Raw genomic sequence first — 19,269 nt, 5'->3', positions numbered from 1 at the left:
TTTTGTAATTTTTTGTTATAATCCAACCGCTTATATTTTTCCAATTTTAATTAAATCAACAACTCCAACCATAACATCCTGTTATAACTTTAATAATATGCTGTTTTGGATATAAAACCACTCCCCTAAAAGGTGGGTCTTGTAATGATATAAAAACTCTGGAAATATCTTTTGAAGGTAAATTTACTAAATTAATATTTTCAGTACTTCCTTTTATCAATAAACTGAAATCAGGATAATTTCCCCTCCAATTTGGTTTTGGTACTTTTGCATAAGTAAATGGCAAAGGTAACCATGCTTTATCATCAATTCTAAGGCTTCCATGTTGTTCTAGCAATCGATAATGATCTGCACAATCAGAATGATAAGTCTTATATTTTTTATAATTTATCGTACCCTTTATTTCTTTTAAATCTTTCCAATTCAAATCGTTAAATACAATATCTTGCGGTACTTTAAAAAATGTTGCATAACAATAAAAATCATAACTGCGTTGAAAGCGATATTTTAATAATGGTTGTATATATCCTTTTGAGTGTTCTTTTAGTGAAGAAGACAAAAAGGAATAATGCTCCAAATCATACTTTATAAATTTACTTCCTACATTCCAATATTTATAAATATTATCAGCTATTTCAAGTGTTGGAACCACAACTACATTCGCAAATATCACACCGAAAGCAATAAAAAGAGGAGGATAACATAAGCATAGAACAAGTATTATTCCCATAACAAAACAACACCTGTGCTTAACTCTTCTTTTTGTTATTTTACTCACGTTATTCTGTCTCTACATATTTTGTACAATAACTATGATTTAATCCAACAAATCCCCAGCCTCTTTATCCAAATACCACTCTGTATTACCATTACTCGCTTTAATTCTAGCCGCTGGATAGCTTTGTGCTTTTGGATCATTTGCAAAAATTTGCTTAATTATGACCGCTTTACTTTGTCCTGTTACAAGATAAGTCACTCGTTTTGCTTGCTCAATTAATTTGGCTGTTTTAGAAATACGAGTCTGTCCGCTTTCAGGCTGTTTGGCAATCACCACTAAATTTTGATCTTTAAAATCTGTTCGGTTTGGAAAGAGCGAAGCAGTGTGTCCGTCTGTTCCCATTCCTAAAATAATCCAATCAAATTCTTGGTTTGGTACGCAATCTATGATTTCTTGTTCAAAGCGGATTAACTCTGCTTGAACTTCTTGTTCCCCTTGAATACGGTGAATATTTTCAGTAGGAATATCAATATTATCAAATAACAACGCTTGCACTTCGCCATAATTACTTTCAGGATCAGTTGGTTCAACCATTCGCTCATCACCCCACCAAAAATGTAAATTTTTCCAATTTATTGCAGTGTTATAAGGCGGTTGAGCGAGTGTTTTAAACAATAATTTTGGCGTACTTCCACCTGAAAGCGAGATATGAACAGGCTCCCCTTGTTCACTATATACTTTAAATTCTTGGGCGATCTTTTCAACAGTTTGTTGAGCAGTCTCAAAAATAATTTTATTCATTACTATTATACCTTTTTCTTCATTTTTCCTGATGGACGACGCCATACTTTACCTTCTTTGGCAATTAAACGATCCGCTTCTTTTGGTCCCCAAGTACCTGCTTCATAGTCATAAACTCGTCCACCATTTTTCTTATAAGCTAAGATTGGTTCAACAAATTTCCAACAAGCGTGAACAGCATCAGTACGAGCAAATAAGGTCGCATCACCTTTCATTGCATCTAACAGTAAACGTTCATAAGCGGTTAAAAGGTTTGGTGAGGCTAAGTCGACATATCTGAAATCCATTGAAACTTCTTTTGACTCAAACCCTGAACCTGGTTTTTTCAAGCCAAAACGCATAGACACACCTTCATCTGGTTGAATGCGGATAATCAATTTATTATCAGGGGCATTTTGACTAAACACTGGGTGAGGGGTCGTTTTAAAGTGAATAACGACCTCTGTTACACGTGCTGGTAACATTTTTCCTGAACGAACATAGAAAGGGACGCCTGCCCAACGCCAGTTATCAATTTCACAGCGTAATGCCATATAGGTTTCTGTATTTGAATCTGCAGGAACACCTTTTTCTTCCAAGTAGCCTTTTACTTGCTTGCCGTTAATTTCTGCTCGAGTATATTGCCCTAAAACTAAATTATGCTTCACGGCTTCTTCACTTAATGGGTGTAAACAATGTAATACTTTTGCGACTTCATCACGCATTGAGTTTGCGTTAATAATTGCTGGAGGTTCCATTGCAACCATCGCTAATACCTGTAATAAGTGGTTTTGAAACATATCTCGCATTGCACCTGAGCCATCATAATAACCTCCACGATCACCTACGCCGATAGTTTCAGCCCCTGTGATTTCAATATAATCAATGAAGTTTCTGTTCCAAAGCGGTTCAAATAAACCATTTGAGAAACGTAATACTAATAAATTTTGTACCGTTTCTTTGCCTAAATAGTGATCGATACGATAAATTTGATGTTCTTCAAAATAATGATGAATTTGAATATCTAACTCTTTTGCAGTATGGATATCATAACCAAAAGGCTTTTCAACAATTAAACGTTTCCAACCATTCTGTTCGCTATTTAAACCGTGAGCAGCGAGACATTCGGGAATAATGCCATATAAACTTGGCGGAGTTGAAAGATAATAAAGGGTATTTCCTTCCGTTTGATAACGCTGATGAAGATCATCCAAACGAGGAATAAGTTTACCATAATCTACCACATCAGAAGTATTAACCGCTTGATAATAAAGATGTTTGCAAAAATTATCTAACATCTCACCGCTTGTATGCCCTGCTTCAATTAACGCGCCGTACATTTTTTCTCGAAATGTTTCATCACAAAAGTCACTACGTGCTACCCCTAAAACAGAAAAGTTTTCTGTCAACTGCCCGACTTTATATAAATCATAAAGTGCTGGTATCAATTTACGGTAGGTTAAATCTCCTGATGCACCAAAGATTACAATACAATTATTATCTGCTTTCATTATTTACCTCGACTATGTTTATTTTCAGCTACTATGACATATTTTTATAAAAATGATTAGTTGATATTAACTATTAAACTGATACATTTTTTGCCAATTTATTTTTTTATTTCCCACCATTAAAAAAGGAGGATTAATAAGGGTTTCCCGTTGATTATAGGTTAAAGGTTCAAAATTAAGATTATAAATTTCACCGCCAACTTCAGAAAGGATAACCTCTGCCGCTGCGGTGTCCCATTCCCCTGTTTTACCAAAACTTATATAACAATCTGCTTTTCCTTCTGCAACCAATCCTGCTTTTAAACTGCTAGAACCACAGCGTAAAAATTCAAAAGGATATTGAATGCTATTTTTTATTTTGGTGTGTTTTCCACTTCCTACAGCAATAATTAAGCGGTCAGATCTTTCCAACTTTTTGCAATTTTTTTCTAAACGATGAGCTTCACCTTTTTCAATTAAAAAAGCCCCTTGATTTTCCATTGCATAATAAGTTTTATCTAAAATAGGGGCGTGAATAATCCCTAAAACAGGTTTATTGTGACGCACTAATGCTATCATTATCGAAAAATGGTCTGTTCTATCAATAAATTGTTGTGTGCCATCAAGGGGATCGACTATCCAATATTCATTCCATTTTTCACGTTCAGAAAGGGGATATTGACAATTTTCTTCAGATAAGATGGGAATATTTGGGGTAAGTTTGGATAATTCTTCAATTAAAAATTTACTAAGGAATAGATCGGCTTCAGTCACGGGGCTACTATCTGGCTTTATCGTTATTTCCACAGATTTTGTATAAAACTCTGCTAAATGACGACCAGCTTGATACACAATATCTAAAAGAGATTGGTTCAATTGCTGCATTATCTACTCCTTCTTTAGTATAAATTTGGGGAATAGTGTGATTGTAAACTATTTTTTGCAAAAAATTAACTTATAAATAACTGCTGAATAACATCTCTATTTAATTGCTGACCTATTACCACAATACGTTCATCTGGCATTGATTCACAACCAGTAATGGTATATTGACTTTCCACTATATCAAATTTCATCCAAACATCTGCAATTTCAGCATAGCCTTTTACTCGTGCAATTTTTCCACATAGCCCTGTGGTAAGCCAAAATAATCTATCTGCAAGTTGGTCAATATTCTGAATATTATGAGACGAGAAACTGATATTTTCTAATGGATCGACTTTTGCATCTTCTTGACGAAAAAAACGATACTTTACTTTATTCTCTTTTTGTTGAATTTCAATACCTTTTTCTAATAGTGAAAGCCAGTTTTCTTTATTCCAAGTACTATAATGTGAATCAAAAAATTCCACATTATTTGTAAATTTTAATGACGATCTTACCGCTTCAAAATCACTTTTTGAAAAAGTTTCTGATTTACTGACAACGACTGTACCTGCTGTATTAAGCTGATCTTGAAAATACTCAGGAAAATGTTGTTTACTCTCTTGATAGTGACGACCATCGACAATGGTAATCGGGGCAACAAGAGAAATATCCTCATAGACAATACGATTAAGCTGTTCAAGAATTTTACTTGGCATTGCCACACCACTTGGCTCAATCAATAAATAATCAGGGTTAAGGGTGTTTGCAATAGTGAGAACCGAATAACTAAAATCTAAATTTAACGAGCAACAGATACAGCCTTCGGTTAATTCCCAAACTTTCATATCTATGTCTTTATTTTGGCTTTGCTCTTGTTTTAGCAGTTCACCATCTAACCCGAGTTCACCAAATTCATTTTCTAAAATCACGAACTGACGACCAGTTTGTTTGACCATATCTTTAATGAAAGAGGTTTTACCTGCACCTAAAAATCCTGAAATAACGAGTATTTTCATTTAATCACTTCTACATTCAACATAAATAATTAGGGCGGATATATCAATCCGCCCCTTATCATCAACATTCAATAATAAATTATAAAACAACTACTGGTTTAATCAGATCAGCTGGTTTATCTTTCATTAATAGCAATGCTTCTTCAACGTGTTCAAAGCCTTTGAATTTATGGGTTAATAATGGTTTAACATCTAATTTACCACATTCAATTAAGCTGGCTAATTTTTCAAGACGTAAACGTCCCCCTGGCATTAAACCTCCATTGATTTGTTTATGACCCATACCTACACCCCAAGTTTCACGTGGAATATTAATGCTTGCACCACGACCTAAGTAGTTTACGTTACCGATTTTACCACCCGGTTTTAACACATTGATAATGGGTGCAAAAGTATCAACTGTACCACCAGCAATAATAGCTTTATCGACACCTTTACCATTCGTCATTTTCATTACTTGCTCATCAATTGGCTCGTGATAACCGATAAAATCCGTTGCTCCATAACCTTTTGCAGCTTTTCTACAATTTTCACGAGTACCTACACAAATAATACGTGAAGCACCTCTTAATGCAGCTCCTGCTACAGCCATTAAACCAACTGGTCCAATGCCTACAACTAATACTACATCACCAAACTGAACATCAGCAAGTTCAACACCGTGAAAACCTGTTGGCACCATATCTGATAACATACACGCTTCTTCTGGAGGAATTGAATCGGGTAAGTGAGCAAGGTTAGCATCCGCGTGGTTTACGTGGAATAATTCACCAAATACGCCATCTTTAAAGTTTGAGAATTTCCAACCTGAAAGCATTCCACCTGAGTGCATAGGGAAACCACCTTGTGCTTCCACTGTTCCCCAGTCTGGTGTAATAGCAGCAACCATTACACGATCACCTTTTTTAAAGTCTTTCACTAATTCACCGACTTCTTCTACCACACCACAGGCTTCGTGACCAAGAATCATATTCTCTCTTTCACCAATAGCACCTTCCCATACGGTATGGATATCTGAGCTACAAGGCGACACTGCCAAAGGGCGAACGATTGCATCCATAGGACCACATTTTGGTGCCTCTTTCTCAATCCAACCAGTTTCACCAATTTTTAACATTGCAAAACCTTTCATTTTAGTTCTCCTATAAAGTTAATATTAAAAATAATTACTAATACGAATTATACTCTTTTGGAAAACCAAATCACGTTTTTTTTACTCCATTTGGCGTAAAAATTTGGTTAAAAATGTTAATAGTTTTTACTTTTTTAAATCGCTTTTTCAATAGCTTCTGCAATACGTTGAGAATTAACACCACCTTTCGCACAGCGTTTTTCTAAACAAGACTCAATAGAAAGAATAGGATAGACATCATCAGCAATCACGGTATGAAATTGTTGAAATTCATCAAGGGTTAATTCCTCTAATGCTTTTGCATTTTTTATAGCATAAACCACCGCTTCTCCAACAATATGGTGAGCCTCACGGAAAGGAATACCTTTGGCGACTAAATAATCCGCTAATTCTGTGGCATTGGCATAGCCTTGTTTTGCTGCTTCTAATGTTCGTTCAGTATTTATTTTAATATCATCCAACACTAACGTTGCCATATCTAAACAAGCAAGCCACGTATCAACAGTATCAAAAATGCCCTCTTTATCTTCCTGCATATCTTTATTATAAGCAAGAGGCAACCCTTTAATTGTTGTTAACAACCCTGTTAATGCTCCAATAACTCGCCCTGTTTTACCACGAATAAGCTCACAAGCATCTGGATTTTTCTTTTGTGGCATAAGCGAAGAGCCTGAAGTGACACGATCCGCCAATTCAATAAAATTGGCTTCACCGCTGTTAAAAATAATTAAATCTTCTGAAAAACGTGAAAGGTGTACCATACTAATAGAGGCAACAGAAAGTAATTCTAAAATGTGATCACGATCAGACACACTGTCTAAACTATTATTTGTTGCACTTGCAAAGCCTAAATCCTGTGCCAATTTTTCACGATCAATCGGATACGCAGTCCCCGCCAATGCTCCACAACCTAACGGGCAAGTATTCATTCTATTATAAGCATCTTCTAAACGAGAATAATCACGTGCCAACATTTCATAATAGGCTAAACACCAATGAGCAAAAGTCACAGGCTGGGCACGTTGTAAATGGGTATAACCTGGCATTACTGCATTTTGATGATTTTTTGCAGTTGTGACTAATTTTTGTTGTAAACCACGAATGCTATGTTGCAATAATTTAACTTGAGCTTTGCACCATAATTTAATATCTAACGCCACTTGGTCATTACGGCTTCGTCCTGTATGCAATTTTTTACCCAAATCACCTAATTTTTCAATCAGTTTTGACTCTACCCAACTATGAATATCTTCATTATCATCTTGTAAAATCACCTTCAAATTTGGTGCTAATTCAGTGTGTAATTCTTGTAGTGCTTGAATTAATTTCTGTTCTTCCTCTTTGGTAATAATGCCCACTGATGCAATCGCCTTTGCCCAACCAATCGAGCCTTCAATATCTTGCAACCCTAAACGATAATCAAAACAAAGCGAATCATTAAAAAGCTTAAAACGTTGATCCGCTGATTCACTAAAACGTCCACCCCAAAGTGCCATAATTTTTCCTTTATTTTTTATTAAACGAAATTTAAAATGAATTTTTTCATACTTCTTGATTTTTAGTCAACTATTATCTGTTACAGTTACTAATATTCAACAAAGCAACTGTAAACTTTTAGCTATTACTTTTTATAAATTAATAGTAATTATGTAATACAAATGTTGATTTGTACTAATTATACACACTACTAAGAAAAGCTTATGCTTCGACAAGCTCAGCAACCGCCATCTTTTGTTCCCTGAGCTTGTCGAAGGGTTTTCTTCGTAATGCAAGAGTATTAATAAATGTTAAGTTAAAACAACCTACATCAAGATAACTTTCTCTAATTAATGCAACCCAGTATTTGCAAAAAAGTAATAAAATCATACCGCTATATTTAGTTTTTATTGTCTTTTCTCTTGTAATAATTTATCTACAATTGAAAATATTCATCACAAAATAAACTATTGTGATTAAAAATACGCTAATCATCAATGTAGAACGGTTATCTGAAACGCCATCACTACTGAACGCATTTTATTCCTTCCCAAAATCTGCTAGAATAAATTAATTTTTTAGATCCAAATACTAAGGTAACTATATGATTATTCCTAACAATGCGCTTGTTCCAACAGTAGTAGAGCAAACATCTAAAGGTGAAAGAGCTTTTGATATTTATTCACGTTTACTCAAAGAGCGTATTATTTTCTTAAGCGGTGAAGTTGAAGACAATATGGCAAACTTAATTGTCGCTCAATTATTATTTTTAGAGTCAGAAGATCCTGAAAAAGATATTAGTATTTATATTAATTCACCTGGTGGTTCAGTAACTGCTGGTATGGCGATTTTTGATACAATGAATTTTATTAAACCTGATGTAAGCACCGTTTGTATTGGTCAGGCTTGCTCAATGGGTGCTTTTTTACTGTCAGCAGGTAAAAAAGGGAAACGTTTTGCGTTGCCGCACGCTCGTGTAATGATTCATCAACCTTTAGGGGGCTTTAGAGGGCAAGCATCTGATATTCAAATCCACGCTCAAGAAATTTTACAAATTAAACAAACCTTAAATGAGCTTTTAAGTAATCATACTGGACAACCTTTGTCAGTGATTGAAAAAGACACAGATCGTGATAATTTTATGTCAGCAAAAGCCGCTCAAAAATATGGTTTGGTTGATGAAGTTGTGATGACTCGAGGTAATAAGTAATGTCTGAATTTGAAAAAGAACCCCATTGCAGTTTTTGTGGTAAGCGTCGTAGCGAAGTCAATGGTCTTGTTGAGGGTATAGAAGGACATATTTGTAGTGAATGTATTGAAGATTCCTACGCGCTCCTAAATGGTGACGATGAACCCTTAATTGATGACACAGAAGATAAACCTGCATTTTTTGACAATATTCCTACACCTCACGAAATACATAGTCATTTAAATGAATATGTTATCGGTCAGGAACACGCTAAAAAAGTACTCTCTGTGGCTGTTTATAACCACTATAAACGTTTACGTAATGCCTTAAATGATAATAACGAAACTGAGGGCGTTGAGTTAGGTAAAAGTAATGTGTTATTTATTGGCCCAACAGGAAGTGGTAAAACGTTATTGGCAGAAACAATGGCTCGCCGTTTAAATGTACCTTTTGCGGTTGCTGATGCGACGACTCTTACTCAAGCAGGTTACGTAGGGGAAGATGTTGAAAATGTCATTCAAAAATTATTGATGAGTTGCGACTTTGATGTGGAACAGGCAGAACGAGGTATTATTTTTATTGATGAAATTGATAAAATTACTCGAAAATCGGAAAATCCTTCTCTTACTCGTGATGTCTCTGGTGAAGGTGTTCAACAAGCATTGCTAAAACTGATTGAAGGAACCGTTGCTAATATCAATCCTCAAGGAGGACGTAAACATCCAAAACAAGAAACGATTCCTGTTGATACCTCAAAAATCTTATTTATCTGTGGCGGTGCTTTTTCTGGATTAGATAAAATTATTGAACAACGCTCCAATAAAAAAGGGGGCATTGGCTTTAAGGCTGAGTTGAAGAAAGATAAAGATCGTCAAGCACTAACAGAGCTTTTTAAACAAGTTGAGCCTGAAGATTTAGTTAAATTTGGTTTAATTCCAGAGTTAATTGGTCGTTTACCTGTGGTTACACCTTTGGAAGAGCTGGATGAGAAAGCCTTAGTTCAGATCTTAACAGAGCCTAAAAATGCGGTCATTAAACAATACCAAGCACTATTTAAAATGGAAAATGTAGAACTTAAATTTACTCGTGATGCTTTGCTTGCTATCGCTAAAAAAGCGATGGATCGTAAAACAGGGGCAAGGGGATTACGCTCGATTGTAGAGGAATTATTGCTTGATACAATGTATGAATTACCATCTTTAGAAAATAAATCTAAGGTAGCTGTTGGTAAGGGTTGTGTTGAAAAAGGCGATAAGCCGAAAATTGAATAATCATCATAATGCATATTTGTAGAGACGTAGTATGCTACGTCTCTATGGTGTCATTCACCTATCAATTTAAAATTTATTAAAATGAAAATTTGGCAAAATCGTTCTGTTCTCACGTGGATTTTATCTCCGCTATCACTGCTCTTTTACCTAATTAGTTGCCTACGCCGTTGGCTTTTTTGCAAAAATCTCTTAACATCTTACCGCTCACCTGTCCCTGTTTTAATCGTAGGGAATATTAGCGTTGGAGGAAATGGCAAAACACCATTAGTTATTTGGTTAGTTGAACAATTACAGCAAAGAGGTATTCGAGTAGGCGTTATTTCTCGTGGTTATGGGGCGAAAACAAAGGATTTTCCACAACTCGTTACCCCTGAAAGCTCAGCCGAGCAAATGGGCGATGAACCAGTATTAATTGTGCAACGTACACAGGTTCCTCTTGCTATTTCACCCAACCGCCAACAAAGCATTGAATTATTATTGAAAAATCACTCACTAGATTTAATTATTGCTGACGACGGTCTACAGCATTATAAATTACAGCGTGACTTTGAATGGGTGGTGATTGATGGCGAACGTCGTTTTGGTAATGGTTTCGTATTACCTGCTGGAGGATTACGTGAGTTACCAAACCGTTTGAAAAGTGTTAATGCGTTAATTTGTAATGGTGGAAAAGCTTTACCAAATGAGTACCAAATGACCTTGCAGGCAGACTATGCGATTAATGTAAAAACTAATCAAAAAATAGCACTAAGTGATCTTAAATCTCAAGATATTGTCGCAATGGCTGGTATTGGCTATCCTCCTCGTTTTTTTAATATGCTTGCAAATTTTGATCTTAATGTAACCGCTTGTCACAGTTTCGCTGATCATCAACCTTACTCAAAAGAACAACAGCTTCCCCTTGCAAATCATGATCAAATTTTATTAATGACGGAAAAAGATGCTGTAAAATGTCGTCACTTCGCACAAGATAACTGGTTTTTTGTGCCAATTAATGCAACTTTTACACAAAGATCAACGAAACAACTACTTAATCCAATTTTAGAAAAATTAGGAAAAAATGATGAATGAAAAATTATTAAATAATCTTGCCTGCCCAAACTGTAATGCAAAATTAGAATGGGATAAAACCAATAACCGTTTAATTTGTCACGAACAGAATTTAGCTTATCCTATTGAAAATGGTATTGCTGTTCTATTGCCTGAAAGTGGTTATGCACTAGAGGAAAATCAATAATGAAATTTACCGTTATCATTCCTGCTCGCTATGCTTCAAGCCGTTTGCCTCGCAAACCATTACTTGATATTTGCGGTAAACCGATGATCCAACATACTTGGCAACAAGCTATTCAAGCAGGAGCAAGCCGTGTCATTATTGCTACGGATCATAAAGAAATCTTACAAATTGCTGAAGGCTTTGGGGCAGAAGTTTGCTTAACCTCAGAAAAACATAATTCAGGCACTGAGCGTTTAGCAGAAGTGATTGAAAAAATGGTGATTGCGGATGATGAAGTGATAGTCAATGTGCAAGGTGATGAACCATTAATTCCCCCTGTCATTATCAATCAGGTTGCTGAAAACTTAGTAAAATCAAAGGTAAATATGGCAACATTAGCGGTTAAATTAACCACCAGAGAAGAGTTATTTAATCCGAATGTAGTAAAAACCCTCGCAGATAAAAATGGTTTTGCACTTTACTTTTCACGAGCACCCATTCCTTACGCTCGTGATTATTTTACTAATTGTGATGATGATTTTGTTGCACAACAAAATTACTTACGCCATATTGGTATTTACGCCTACCGTGCTGGTTTTATTAAACAATATGTAAATTGGCAACCTACTCAACTAGAACAATTGGAGTCTTTGGAACAATTACAAGCCTTATGGTATGGTGAAAAAATCCACTTAGATATTGCTCAAAAAGCACCAGATGTTGGTGTTGACACACAAGAGGATTTAGAAAAAGTGAGACAAATTTTATCCATACTGCCTAAATAACAAGCCTTGAGCAATTGTTATCATTATGTTAAAGTAAAAAGGCATTCTTGGATATCCACACATAAACTCCTAAAGTAAGTAGATACTCAAGGCTATTTTAATCTCTATCTATTTTAACTTAAGGAGCATTTATGTTAAAAGGTATTTTAAGTTCAGTGGCTTCATCTCTCTTAGGAGGAGGAAGTCAACAAAATCAAGCCATTCCACAACTACTGCAATCACTACTATCATCACAAGGTGGTGTAGAAGGGTTAGTCGGTAAACTACAACAAAATGGTTTGGGTGATCTTGTTTCATCTTGGATTGGTACAAGTGAAAACCAAGAGGTTTCATCAGAGCAATTAGCAGAAGCTATTGGTCAAGATGAATTACGTAATGTTGCACAACAAGCGGGTGTTGATGAAAATGAAGTTCCAAATTTACTTTCTCAATACTTACCAAAGGTTGTTGATAAATTAAGCCCTAATGGCGAATTAGATACCAATAATTTGGATTTTGAATCTTTAGCAAAGTCTGCTTTAGGTAGCTTATTCAAATAATATAACCAATCATTATAAAGCGATAAAGCGTTGTTAACACAGTGTTTTATCGCTTTGTTATATCACACATCTAACCAATTCTTTACTATTTCCTTTCCAAATTCTGTCATAAAAGATTCAGGGTGAAACTGTACCCCATAAATCAGTAGACTTTGATGTTGCACTGCCATTACAATATTTTCATCACAAATAGCTGTCACCTCAAGCGGTGACTTGTTTAACGAATTTTGCAAAATTGCCCACGAATGGTATAAACCTACATTAAATGTTGCTGGAAGATTTTTAAAAATAGGGCTTTTATTGATATAACTTAATTGGCTTTTCTGACCGTGTCTTACTCTATTTAAATTATATAGTTGTCCACCAAAAAACTCACACAATACTTGATGTCCTAGGCAAACACCCAAAATAGACTTTTTTTGTGAATAACGTTGTAGCATTTCAAATAATATTGGGTAAGAACTCGGCACATCAGGCCCAGGGGAAATTAGAATATGACTATATTTTTCAATCTTATTTAGTTCTAAGTTTTCTACAGAGACAACCTCTACTTGCACCTTAATTTTGCGGAATAAATCTACTAAATTAAAAGTAAAAGAGTCGTGATTATCTATAATAAGTACCATTTATTACTGCTCTATTGTATCTTTTTGCTGTTCAACCAATAACTCTAAACGAGTAGTATCAAAATCATTGGTTAATGGCTCTATTTGTGGTGGTTTATTTTGAATTGCTTTTGCAGAGAGACTTTGAAAACGTTCAACTTTCCCCACTAATCCACGCTGTCCAACAACAGACGTAACTGTATCATTATAGTGTTTATTCACGGTGGTTAATGTCTTTCCTAAGCTGTTTAAACGCTCAGCTATCACACAGACTTGATTATAAATATCCCCTGCTTTTTCACTGATTTCACGAGCCTCTGTATTGCCTCGTTCAATTCGCCATAAATTTGCTACAGTACGTAAAATAGGCATCAGTGTCGTATGAGAAACTAAAATAACATTACGTTCATAACCATAATTAAACAATTGAGGATCGTGTTTCATCGCTTCAATATAAGCGGGTTCAATAGGTACAAACATCAATACAAAATCAGGGCTGGTGATACCTAATAACTGACTGTAATTTTTCTTAGAAAGTCCATCAATATGAGTACGTAACGATTTGCAATGTTCATTTAAGGCTTGAGAAATTGCAAAATCTTCATCGGATCGTACCGCTTTGTCATAAGCTACTAAAGATACTTTGCTATCTAGTACCAAATGTTTATTGTCAGGTAGTTTCACAATAAAATCAGGAGCAAAACGCTTACCTTCGTCATTGTGATAGCTTTCTTGCTCGAGATAATGTTCATCTTTTAAAAGCCCCGCAGATTGTAAGGCACTTTCAAGCTGAATTTCACCCCAGTTTCCAACAACTTTATTATCTCCTTTTAATGCTGTTGTTAAATTCTGTGCCTCTTGCGACATAGAAAGCCCTATTTCTAATACTCGCTTAATTTCAGACTCTAAATTTGCATTGCCTTTTACCGATTCACTATGCACTTCATTCACTCGTTTTTGAAACTGATCAATCTGTTCTTTGAATGGTTTTAATAATAAATTGATTGAAGATTGATTACTTTCACTAAAAGATTTTGTCTTTTCATCTAAAATCTTTTGAGCAAGATGTTGAAATTCCGTATTTAACTGCTGTTTTACTTCTACAAAATTACGTTGCTGTTCTTCAAAGTTAGCTTGTTTTTCATATAAAGTTGTGCGTAATTGAGTCAGTTCTAGTTGCTTTTGATTAAACTGAGCAGATAAAGATTGACTCTCTTGTTGTAGCCCTTTAATCATAACGTCTCGCTCTTTTAATCTTTCGATCGCTGATTCTAATTTTGCATTTTGTTGAATAGCCCACTGCTCGACCTGTGTTTTATCTTCAACGGTTTCCTCATACTTTTGAGATAAGGTTGCTAGCTGTTGTTGTATATGGTGACGACTGAAAAAAAGCCATATTGCAATCAAAATGACAATAGCCAAACTTCCATATAACCAGTAAAATGTTTCCACAATACTCAAAATCTTACCCTTTAATAAAAAATGAATAACGAGATTATACCGAACAACATTAAAAGAATGCACTCTTTTATACAAATGGCGAATCAATTAGGAAAAGAAAAAGCCTCTTTTTTATTTATTATTGATTTTGAGCAACAAAAACCATTAATTTTTCCCCTTACGCAAACTCAAACAAGCGGTATGATGTTTGAATTTTTTTGCAAAAATAATCTAAATGAAAGAAAAATCGTATCTAAACCTTTTGAATTTTCATTTACTCCTATGGAATATACCGAATATAAACAGGGATTTACATTAGTTAAACAACACATTCAAGCGGGTAATAGTTATCTATTAAATTTAACCTATCCAACTCAACTTCAGACTAATTACAGTTTGGAAGAATTATTTTTTGCTACACAAGCCAAATATAAATTATTACTCAATAATCAATTTGTCTGTTTTTCACCTGAAACCTTTATTCGTATTAAAAATAATAAAATTTATTCCTATCCAATGAAGGGAACAATCAATGCTAATAAAAAAAATGCTAAACAAACTCTACTTAATTGCGAAAAAGAGATTGCAGAACACAATACTATTGTAGATTTAATTCGTAATGATTTAGCTCTCGTGGCTCAAAATATTCAGGTTAAAAAATACCGTTACATCGAAAAATTACACACTCATAAAGGTGAGATTTATCAAACCAGCTCAGAAATTTGTGGTGACTTAACCTCTCAATGGCAAAATAGAATCGGTTCATTACTCGCTACGTTATTACCAGCTGGTTCTATCAGTGGTGCACCTAAAGCCAAAACAGTACAGATTATCCAACAAGTAGAAAAGCAACCAAGAGGCTACTACACGGGTGTCTTTGGTTATTTTGATGGTGAGAGTTTGGAAAGTGCCGTTGCTATTCGCTATATTGAACAGCAGGGAGAAAATTTACTGTTTCGCAGTGGTGGAGGTATTACCTCGCAAAGTAATGCTGAAGATGAATATAATGAAATTTTAGAGAAAGTATATGTGCCAATATCCTCTGTTTGAAACCCTTGCCATTATTGATGGTAAAGTACAAAACTTACCCTATCATCAACAACGTGTTGATTATGCGATAAAACACTATTTTAAGCGTACTCAAGCGGTAAGATTAGATCAAATTTTTACCAATTTTACCCTTCCTAGAGCCTTTCAAAAAGGATTAGTACGTTGTCGCATTGACTATAATGCAACTGATTTTAAAATTAATGTTTATCCTTATACTCCTCATAAAATTGATACTTTTCAATGTGTCTATAGTCAAAATCTGGAGTATCAATTCAAATACACCAATCGAGAGCAGTTAACATCATTAAAAAATACCCATTGTGATGAAATCATTATTATCAATAATGGTTTTGTCAGTGATTGCTCCATCGGAAATCTTATTTTTCTTAAAGAAAATCAATGGTATAGTTCTAAACACTTTTTATTAAAAGGCACACAGTTAAGCTATTTACTGGAGCAGAAAAAAATAAAATTGATTGATATTCCTTATCAAGAAATAATGGAATTTGAAAAAATAATGATGATAAATGCACTCAATCCATTTGAAGAGAATAGAGGTACTACTATTTCAAAAAACAGTATTAAAGTTTAATTTTTAGACAAAGATCGCAAAAATCAAAAAACAGGCTTGCACTGTATATCCAAACAGTATATTATTCTTCTCAACACATTTAGTTTGAATTAAAAAGGATCGTCACAATGGCAACTAACAAAACAGAAAACGCTACCGATAGCAACAAAGAGAAAGCATTAAATGCAGCACTCGCTCAGATTGAAAAACAATTTGGTAAAGGTTCTATTATGCGTTTAGGTGAAAATCGTAAGCTTGATATTGAATCTATTTCAACAGGCTCTTTAGGGCTTGATATTGCCTTAGGTATCGGTGGTTTACCAATGGGACGTGTCGTGGAAATTTATGGCCCTGAATCTTCAGGTAAAACCACGCTTACCCTTTCAGCGATTGCTCAGGCTCAAAAATCAGGTAAAACCTGTGCATTTATTGATGCAGAACACGCTTTAGATCCTGTATATGCAACAAAATTAGGCGTTGATACTAAAGAATTATTAATCTCTCAGCCTGACAATGGAGAGCAAGCATTAGACATTTGTGATGCTTTGGTGCGTTCTGGTGCTGTAGATATGATTGTGGTAGATTCTGTTGCCGCTCTTACACCAAAAGCAGAAATTGAAGGTGATATGGGCGATTCTCATATGGGATTACAAGCGCGTTTGATGTCTCAAGCACTACGTAAATTAACAGGAAATATCAAAAATGCTAACTGCTTAGTGATTTTTATTAACCAAATTCGTATGAAAATTGGTGTAATGTTTGGTAATCCTGAAACTACAACAGGTGGTAATGCCCTCAAATTCTACGCATCAGTGCGTTTAGATATTCGTCGCTCTACTGCTATTAAAAATGGTGACGAGATTGTAGGTAATGAAACTAAGGTAAAAGTAGTTAAAAATAAAGTAGCACCGCCATTCCGTGAAGCATTCTTTGATATTATGTATGGAGAGGGTATTTCTAAAACGGGAGAACTCTTAACTCTTGCGGTAAACCATAAAATGATCAATAAAGCGGGGGCTTGGTTCTCTTATGAAGGCGATAAAATTGGTCAAGGCAAAGCAAATGCAATTAAATGGTTAAAAGAACACCCAGAAGTGACTGAAAAATTAGAAAAAGACCTTCGTGATCTTTTAATGAATAAAAAAGAAGCGGATTTTATTGAACCTATCACAATAGGTAATACTAAAAACAAAACGACAGACGCTGCTGACGAAGAACTTTAATCGTTACACTTCACACCCATCATCTAACAATGATGATGGGTGTTCAATCAATTCTCACATCTACTATGTCAAAATATACAGCAATCCAATATATCATTTACCTACTTTCTCGCCGGGATTATAGTGAGCAAGAATTACGTCAAAAAATGATACAAAAATCCTATCTTGAAAATGAAATAGAACAAGCCATTTATGACGCTCAAAGTAATAATTGGCAAAGTGATGAGCGCTTTTGTGAAAGCTATATTCGTTATCGTTCATCGGCAGGTTTTGGCGCAAAAAAAATTCAACAAGAACTTCAAATGAAAGGTGTGTCTAATAAAATTATTTCACAAAAACTTGATGAAAGTGAAATTGATTGGTATAACTTAGCACAGAAAGTATTTAACAAGAAAAAACCATTACATTGGGATCTCAAAGCCAAACAAAAAATGTGGCGATTTATGCTTGGTCGTGGTTTTGATGTTGAATATTTTAATGACTTAATCAATGGAGAATATAATGAATAAAATCACTTTTTTGAACGATTTGAACAAGATATTTTAAGTAGTAAAAAAACCATTACAATTCGAGATAAGGCAGAATCTTATTTCAAACCTAACCAAATTTTAGAGGTGTTTACCAATGAAACGGATCGCTTCTTTGCTAAAATTCAAGTTAGCTCTGTGACTCCTATTTTATTTGAACAATTAAATGAAGAACACGCTAAACAAGAAAATATGACATTAGAGCAATTAAAAACTGTTATTCGAGATATCTATCCGAATGATAATGAATTTTTTGTGATTGAATATAAATTAATATAGTTAAACTTAAAATGAGCCTCTTTCAACCTAAAAAACAGACTGAACATTGCCCTCAATGTAATGCACCTTTGCAAATCAAAAAAGGTAAAAAGGGGCTTTTTTTAGGTTGTACAAGCTACCCTGATTGTGATTATTTAAAACCATTACATCAAAATTACCATATTATTAAAACCCTAGAAGAACAGTGTCCTGAATGTGGTTATTTTTTACAATTAAAACAAGGGACTTATGGTATTTTTATTGGTTGTAGCCATTATCCTTATTGCCATTTTACGGTTCACGAAGAACCTCAAGAAATTGAGTTTGATTGCCCTGAATGTAAAAAAGAGAAGTTAGTTGCTCGAACAGGGCGATCTGGAAAAATATTTTATGGCTGCTTAGGATTCCCAAAGTGTAAATTTACTTTACCCAGCAAACCAATCCAAAAACAATGCCCTCAATGCCGCAGTGAATTAGTAATCGAAAAAAAACAGCGAGGAAACTTAATGTACCTCTGCGCTAACACACACTGCCAGTACTTATTTAACAAGGAAGATTAATGTACTCTTTTGAACAAATCATTGAACAATTTAACCAAAACAACGTGATAGCCTACCCTACAGAAGCCGTTTTTGGTTTGGGCTGTAATCCACACAGTGAACAAGCTGTTCAAGCATTATTACAATTAAAAAATCGTCCTGAGGACAAAGGATTAATTTTACTCGCATCTGATCCTCAATTTCTATTACCCTATATTGATGAAACAAAGTTAACGGAAACAGAATGGAATAGATTTTATCAGATAGGTGAGCAAGCTATTACTTGGATAATGCCTGCAAAATCAACTGTTTCACACTATTTAACAGGTAAGTTTGATACTATAGCGGTAAGATTGTGTAAACTTTTTGCAATTTCTCAACTTTGCAATGCCACCCAAAGTGCAATTACATCAACAAGTGCTAATCTTTCAGGAATGCCTCCTTGCTATACAGTGGAAGAAGTACAACAACAATTTGGTGAACACTTTCCAATTTTAAATGCCTCAACAGGAGGAAAAACGAAACCTTCTGAAATTAGAGATATTTTTACTCAATACATTTTTAGACAAGGGTAAAT

Annotated in this window: 22 protein-coding genes; 13 read left to right on the top strand and 9 right to left on the bottom strand. The window is 34.7% G+C overall.

What is annotated here, in order from left to right:
* Positions 1-55: 55 nt before the first annotated feature.
* From A6B44_RS02230 to argH, 7 genes are all read right to left on the bottom strand, one after another.
* Positions 56-730: a hypothetical protein gene (locus tag A6B44_RS02230; RefSeq protein ID WP_090922535.1), complete on the bottom strand. Its 675-nt coding sequence runs from the start codon at positions 728-730 to the stop codon at positions 56-58.
* An 87-nt stretch (positions 731-817) separates the two neighbouring features.
* Entirely contained in the window at positions 818-1,519 is a 702-nt protein-coding gene (gene pgl / locus A6B44_RS02225; protein WP_090922533.1) for a 6-phosphogluconolactonase, read from the bottom strand.
* A gap of 5 nt (positions 1,520-1,524) precedes the next feature.
* Positions 1,525-3,009: a glucose-6-phosphate dehydrogenase gene (gene zwf, locus A6B44_RS02220; RefSeq protein ID WP_090922531.1), complete on the bottom strand. Its 1,485-nt coding sequence runs from the start codon at positions 3,007-3,009 to the stop codon at positions 1,525-1,527.
* Between the two features lie 66 nt (positions 3,010-3,075).
* Positions 3,076-3,873 (bottom strand): 3'(2'),5'-bisphosphate nucleotidase CysQ, encoded by a 798-nt coding sequence (gene cysQ / locus A6B44_RS02215; RefSeq protein ID WP_090922529.1) that lies wholly within the window; start codon positions 3,871-3,873, stop codon positions 3,076-3,078.
* Between the two features lie 65 nt (positions 3,874-3,938).
* Positions 3,939-4,871 carry a CobW family GTP-binding protein gene (locus A6B44_RS02210; protein ID WP_090922527.1) on the bottom strand — a complete coding sequence of 311 codons (933 nt, stop codon included), beginning with the start codon at positions 4,869-4,871 and terminating at the stop codon, positions 3,939-3,941.
* Positions 4,872-4,950: 79 nt separating this feature from the next.
* Positions 4,951-6,003 carry an NAD(P)-dependent alcohol dehydrogenase gene (locus A6B44_RS02205; RefSeq protein WP_090922525.1) on the bottom strand — a complete coding sequence of 351 codons (1,053 nt, stop codon included), beginning with the start codon at positions 6,001-6,003 and terminating at the stop codon, positions 4,951-4,953.
* Between the two features lie 134 nt (positions 6,004-6,137).
* Positions 6,138-7,499, bottom strand: a complete 1,362-nt coding sequence (gene argH, locus A6B44_RS02200; protein ID WP_090922523.1) for an argininosuccinate lyase — start codon at positions 7,497-7,499, stop codon at positions 6,138-6,140.
* Positions 7,500-8,083: 584 nt separating this feature from the next.
* Between argH and clpP the strand changes: the two genes are divergently transcribed.
* The 6 genes from clpP to A6B44_RS02170 all read left to right on the top strand — a co-directional run bounded on the left by clpP (position 8,084) and on the right by A6B44_RS02170 (position 12,479).
* Positions 8,084-8,689 (top strand): ATP-dependent Clp endopeptidase proteolytic subunit ClpP, encoded by a 606-nt coding sequence (gene clpP / locus A6B44_RS02195; RefSeq protein WP_090922522.1) that lies wholly within the window; start codon positions 8,084-8,086, stop codon positions 8,687-8,689.
* Entirely contained in the window at positions 8,689-9,939 is a 1,251-nt protein-coding gene (gene clpX, locus A6B44_RS02190) for an ATP-dependent protease ATP-binding subunit ClpX (protein WP_090922520.1), read from the top strand. The genes clpP and clpX overlap by 1 nt, the downstream gene beginning before the upstream one ends.
* A gap of 81 nt (positions 9,940-10,020) precedes the next feature.
* A complete protein-coding gene (lpxK, locus tag A6B44_RS02185; RefSeq protein WP_090922518.1) occupies positions 10,021-11,010 on the top strand; it encodes a tetraacyldisaccharide 4'-kinase in 990 nt (329 codons plus the stop codon).
* Positions 11,003-11,176, top strand: coding sequence for a Trm112 family protein (locus tag A6B44_RS02180; RefSeq protein ID WP_090922516.1), 174 nt, complete (start codon positions 11,003-11,005; stop codon positions 11,174-11,176). The genes lpxK and A6B44_RS02180 overlap by 8 nt, the downstream gene beginning before the upstream one ends.
* Entirely contained in the window at positions 11,176-11,940 is a 765-nt protein-coding gene (gene kdsB, locus A6B44_RS02175) for a 3-deoxy-manno-octulosonate cytidylyltransferase (RefSeq protein WP_090922514.1), read from the top strand. Before A6B44_RS02180 ends, kdsB begins: the two co-directional genes overlap by 1 nt.
* Positions 11,941-12,071: 131 nt before the next feature.
* Entirely contained in the window at positions 12,072-12,479 is a 408-nt protein-coding gene (locus A6B44_RS02170; protein WP_090922512.1) for a YidB family protein, read from the top strand.
* Positions 12,480-12,541: 62 nt separating this feature from the next.
* On the opposite strand, the gene A6B44_RS02165 is transcribed toward A6B44_RS02170, so the two are convergent.
* Together A6B44_RS02165 and A6B44_RS02160 are read right to left on the bottom strand one after the other, a co-directional pair.
* Complete coding sequence (locus A6B44_RS02165; protein WP_090922510.1) at positions 12,542-13,105, bottom strand: anthranilate synthase component II; 564 nt, start codon at positions 13,103-13,105, stop codon at positions 12,542-12,544.
* A gap of 3 nt (positions 13,106-13,108) precedes the next feature.
* Positions 13,109-14,539: a DNA recombination protein RmuC gene (locus A6B44_RS02160; RefSeq protein WP_090922576.1), complete on the bottom strand. Its 1,431-nt coding sequence runs from the start codon at positions 14,537-14,539 to the stop codon at positions 13,109-13,111.
* Positions 14,540-14,602: 63 nt separating this feature from the next.
* Between A6B44_RS02160 and A6B44_RS02155 the strand changes: the two genes are divergently transcribed.
* From A6B44_RS02155 to tsaC, 7 genes are all read left to right on the top strand, one after another.
* Positions 14,603-15,574 carry an aminodeoxychorismate synthase component I gene (locus A6B44_RS02155; RefSeq protein WP_090922508.1) on the top strand — a complete coding sequence of 324 codons (972 nt, stop codon included), beginning with the start codon at positions 14,603-14,605 and terminating at the stop codon, positions 15,572-15,574.
* On the top strand, positions 15,552-16,166 hold the full coding sequence (locus tag A6B44_RS02150; RefSeq protein WP_090922506.1) for an aminotransferase class IV family protein: 615 nt from the start codon (positions 15,552-15,554) through the stop codon (positions 16,164-16,166). The genes A6B44_RS02155 and A6B44_RS02150 overlap by 23 nt, the downstream gene beginning before the upstream one ends.
* A 107-nt stretch (positions 16,167-16,273) precedes the next feature.
* On the top strand, positions 16,274-17,368 hold the full coding sequence (gene recA, locus A6B44_RS02145) for a recombinase RecA (RefSeq protein ID WP_090922504.1): 1,095 nt from the start codon (positions 16,274-16,276) through the stop codon (positions 17,366-17,368).
* Positions 17,369-17,433: 65 nt separating this feature from the next.
* Positions 17,434-17,877 (top strand): recombination regulator RecX, encoded by a 444-nt coding sequence (recX, locus tag A6B44_RS02140; protein WP_090922502.1) that lies wholly within the window; start codon positions 17,434-17,436, stop codon positions 17,875-17,877.
* A 30-nt stretch (positions 17,878-17,907) separates the two neighbouring features.
* On the top strand, positions 17,908-18,174 hold the full coding sequence (gene yqfB, locus A6B44_RS02135; RefSeq protein ID WP_090922500.1) for a N(4)-acetylcytidine aminohydrolase: 267 nt from the start codon (positions 17,908-17,910) through the stop codon (positions 18,172-18,174).
* Between the two features lie 11 nt (positions 18,175-18,185).
* Entirely contained in the window at positions 18,186-18,713 is a 528-nt protein-coding gene (locus A6B44_RS02130) for a DNA topoisomerase family protein (RefSeq protein WP_090922498.1), read from the top strand.
* Positions 18,713-19,267 carry an L-threonylcarbamoyladenylate synthase type 1 TsaC gene (gene tsaC, locus A6B44_RS02125; protein WP_090922496.1) on the top strand — a complete coding sequence of 185 codons (555 nt, stop codon included), beginning with the start codon at positions 18,713-18,715 and terminating at the stop codon, positions 19,265-19,267. The genes A6B44_RS02130 and tsaC overlap by 1 nt, the downstream gene beginning before the upstream one ends.
* Positions 19,268-19,269: the final 2 nt, after the last annotated feature.

The organism is Pasteurella skyensis, from assembly GCF_013377295.1.
In the GTDB taxonomy this organism is placed as follows: Bacteria; Pseudomonadota; Gammaproteobacteria; order Enterobacterales; family Pasteurellaceae; genus Phocoenobacter; species Phocoenobacter skyensis.
This window is presented reverse-complemented; position numbering and strand designations above follow the sequence as displayed.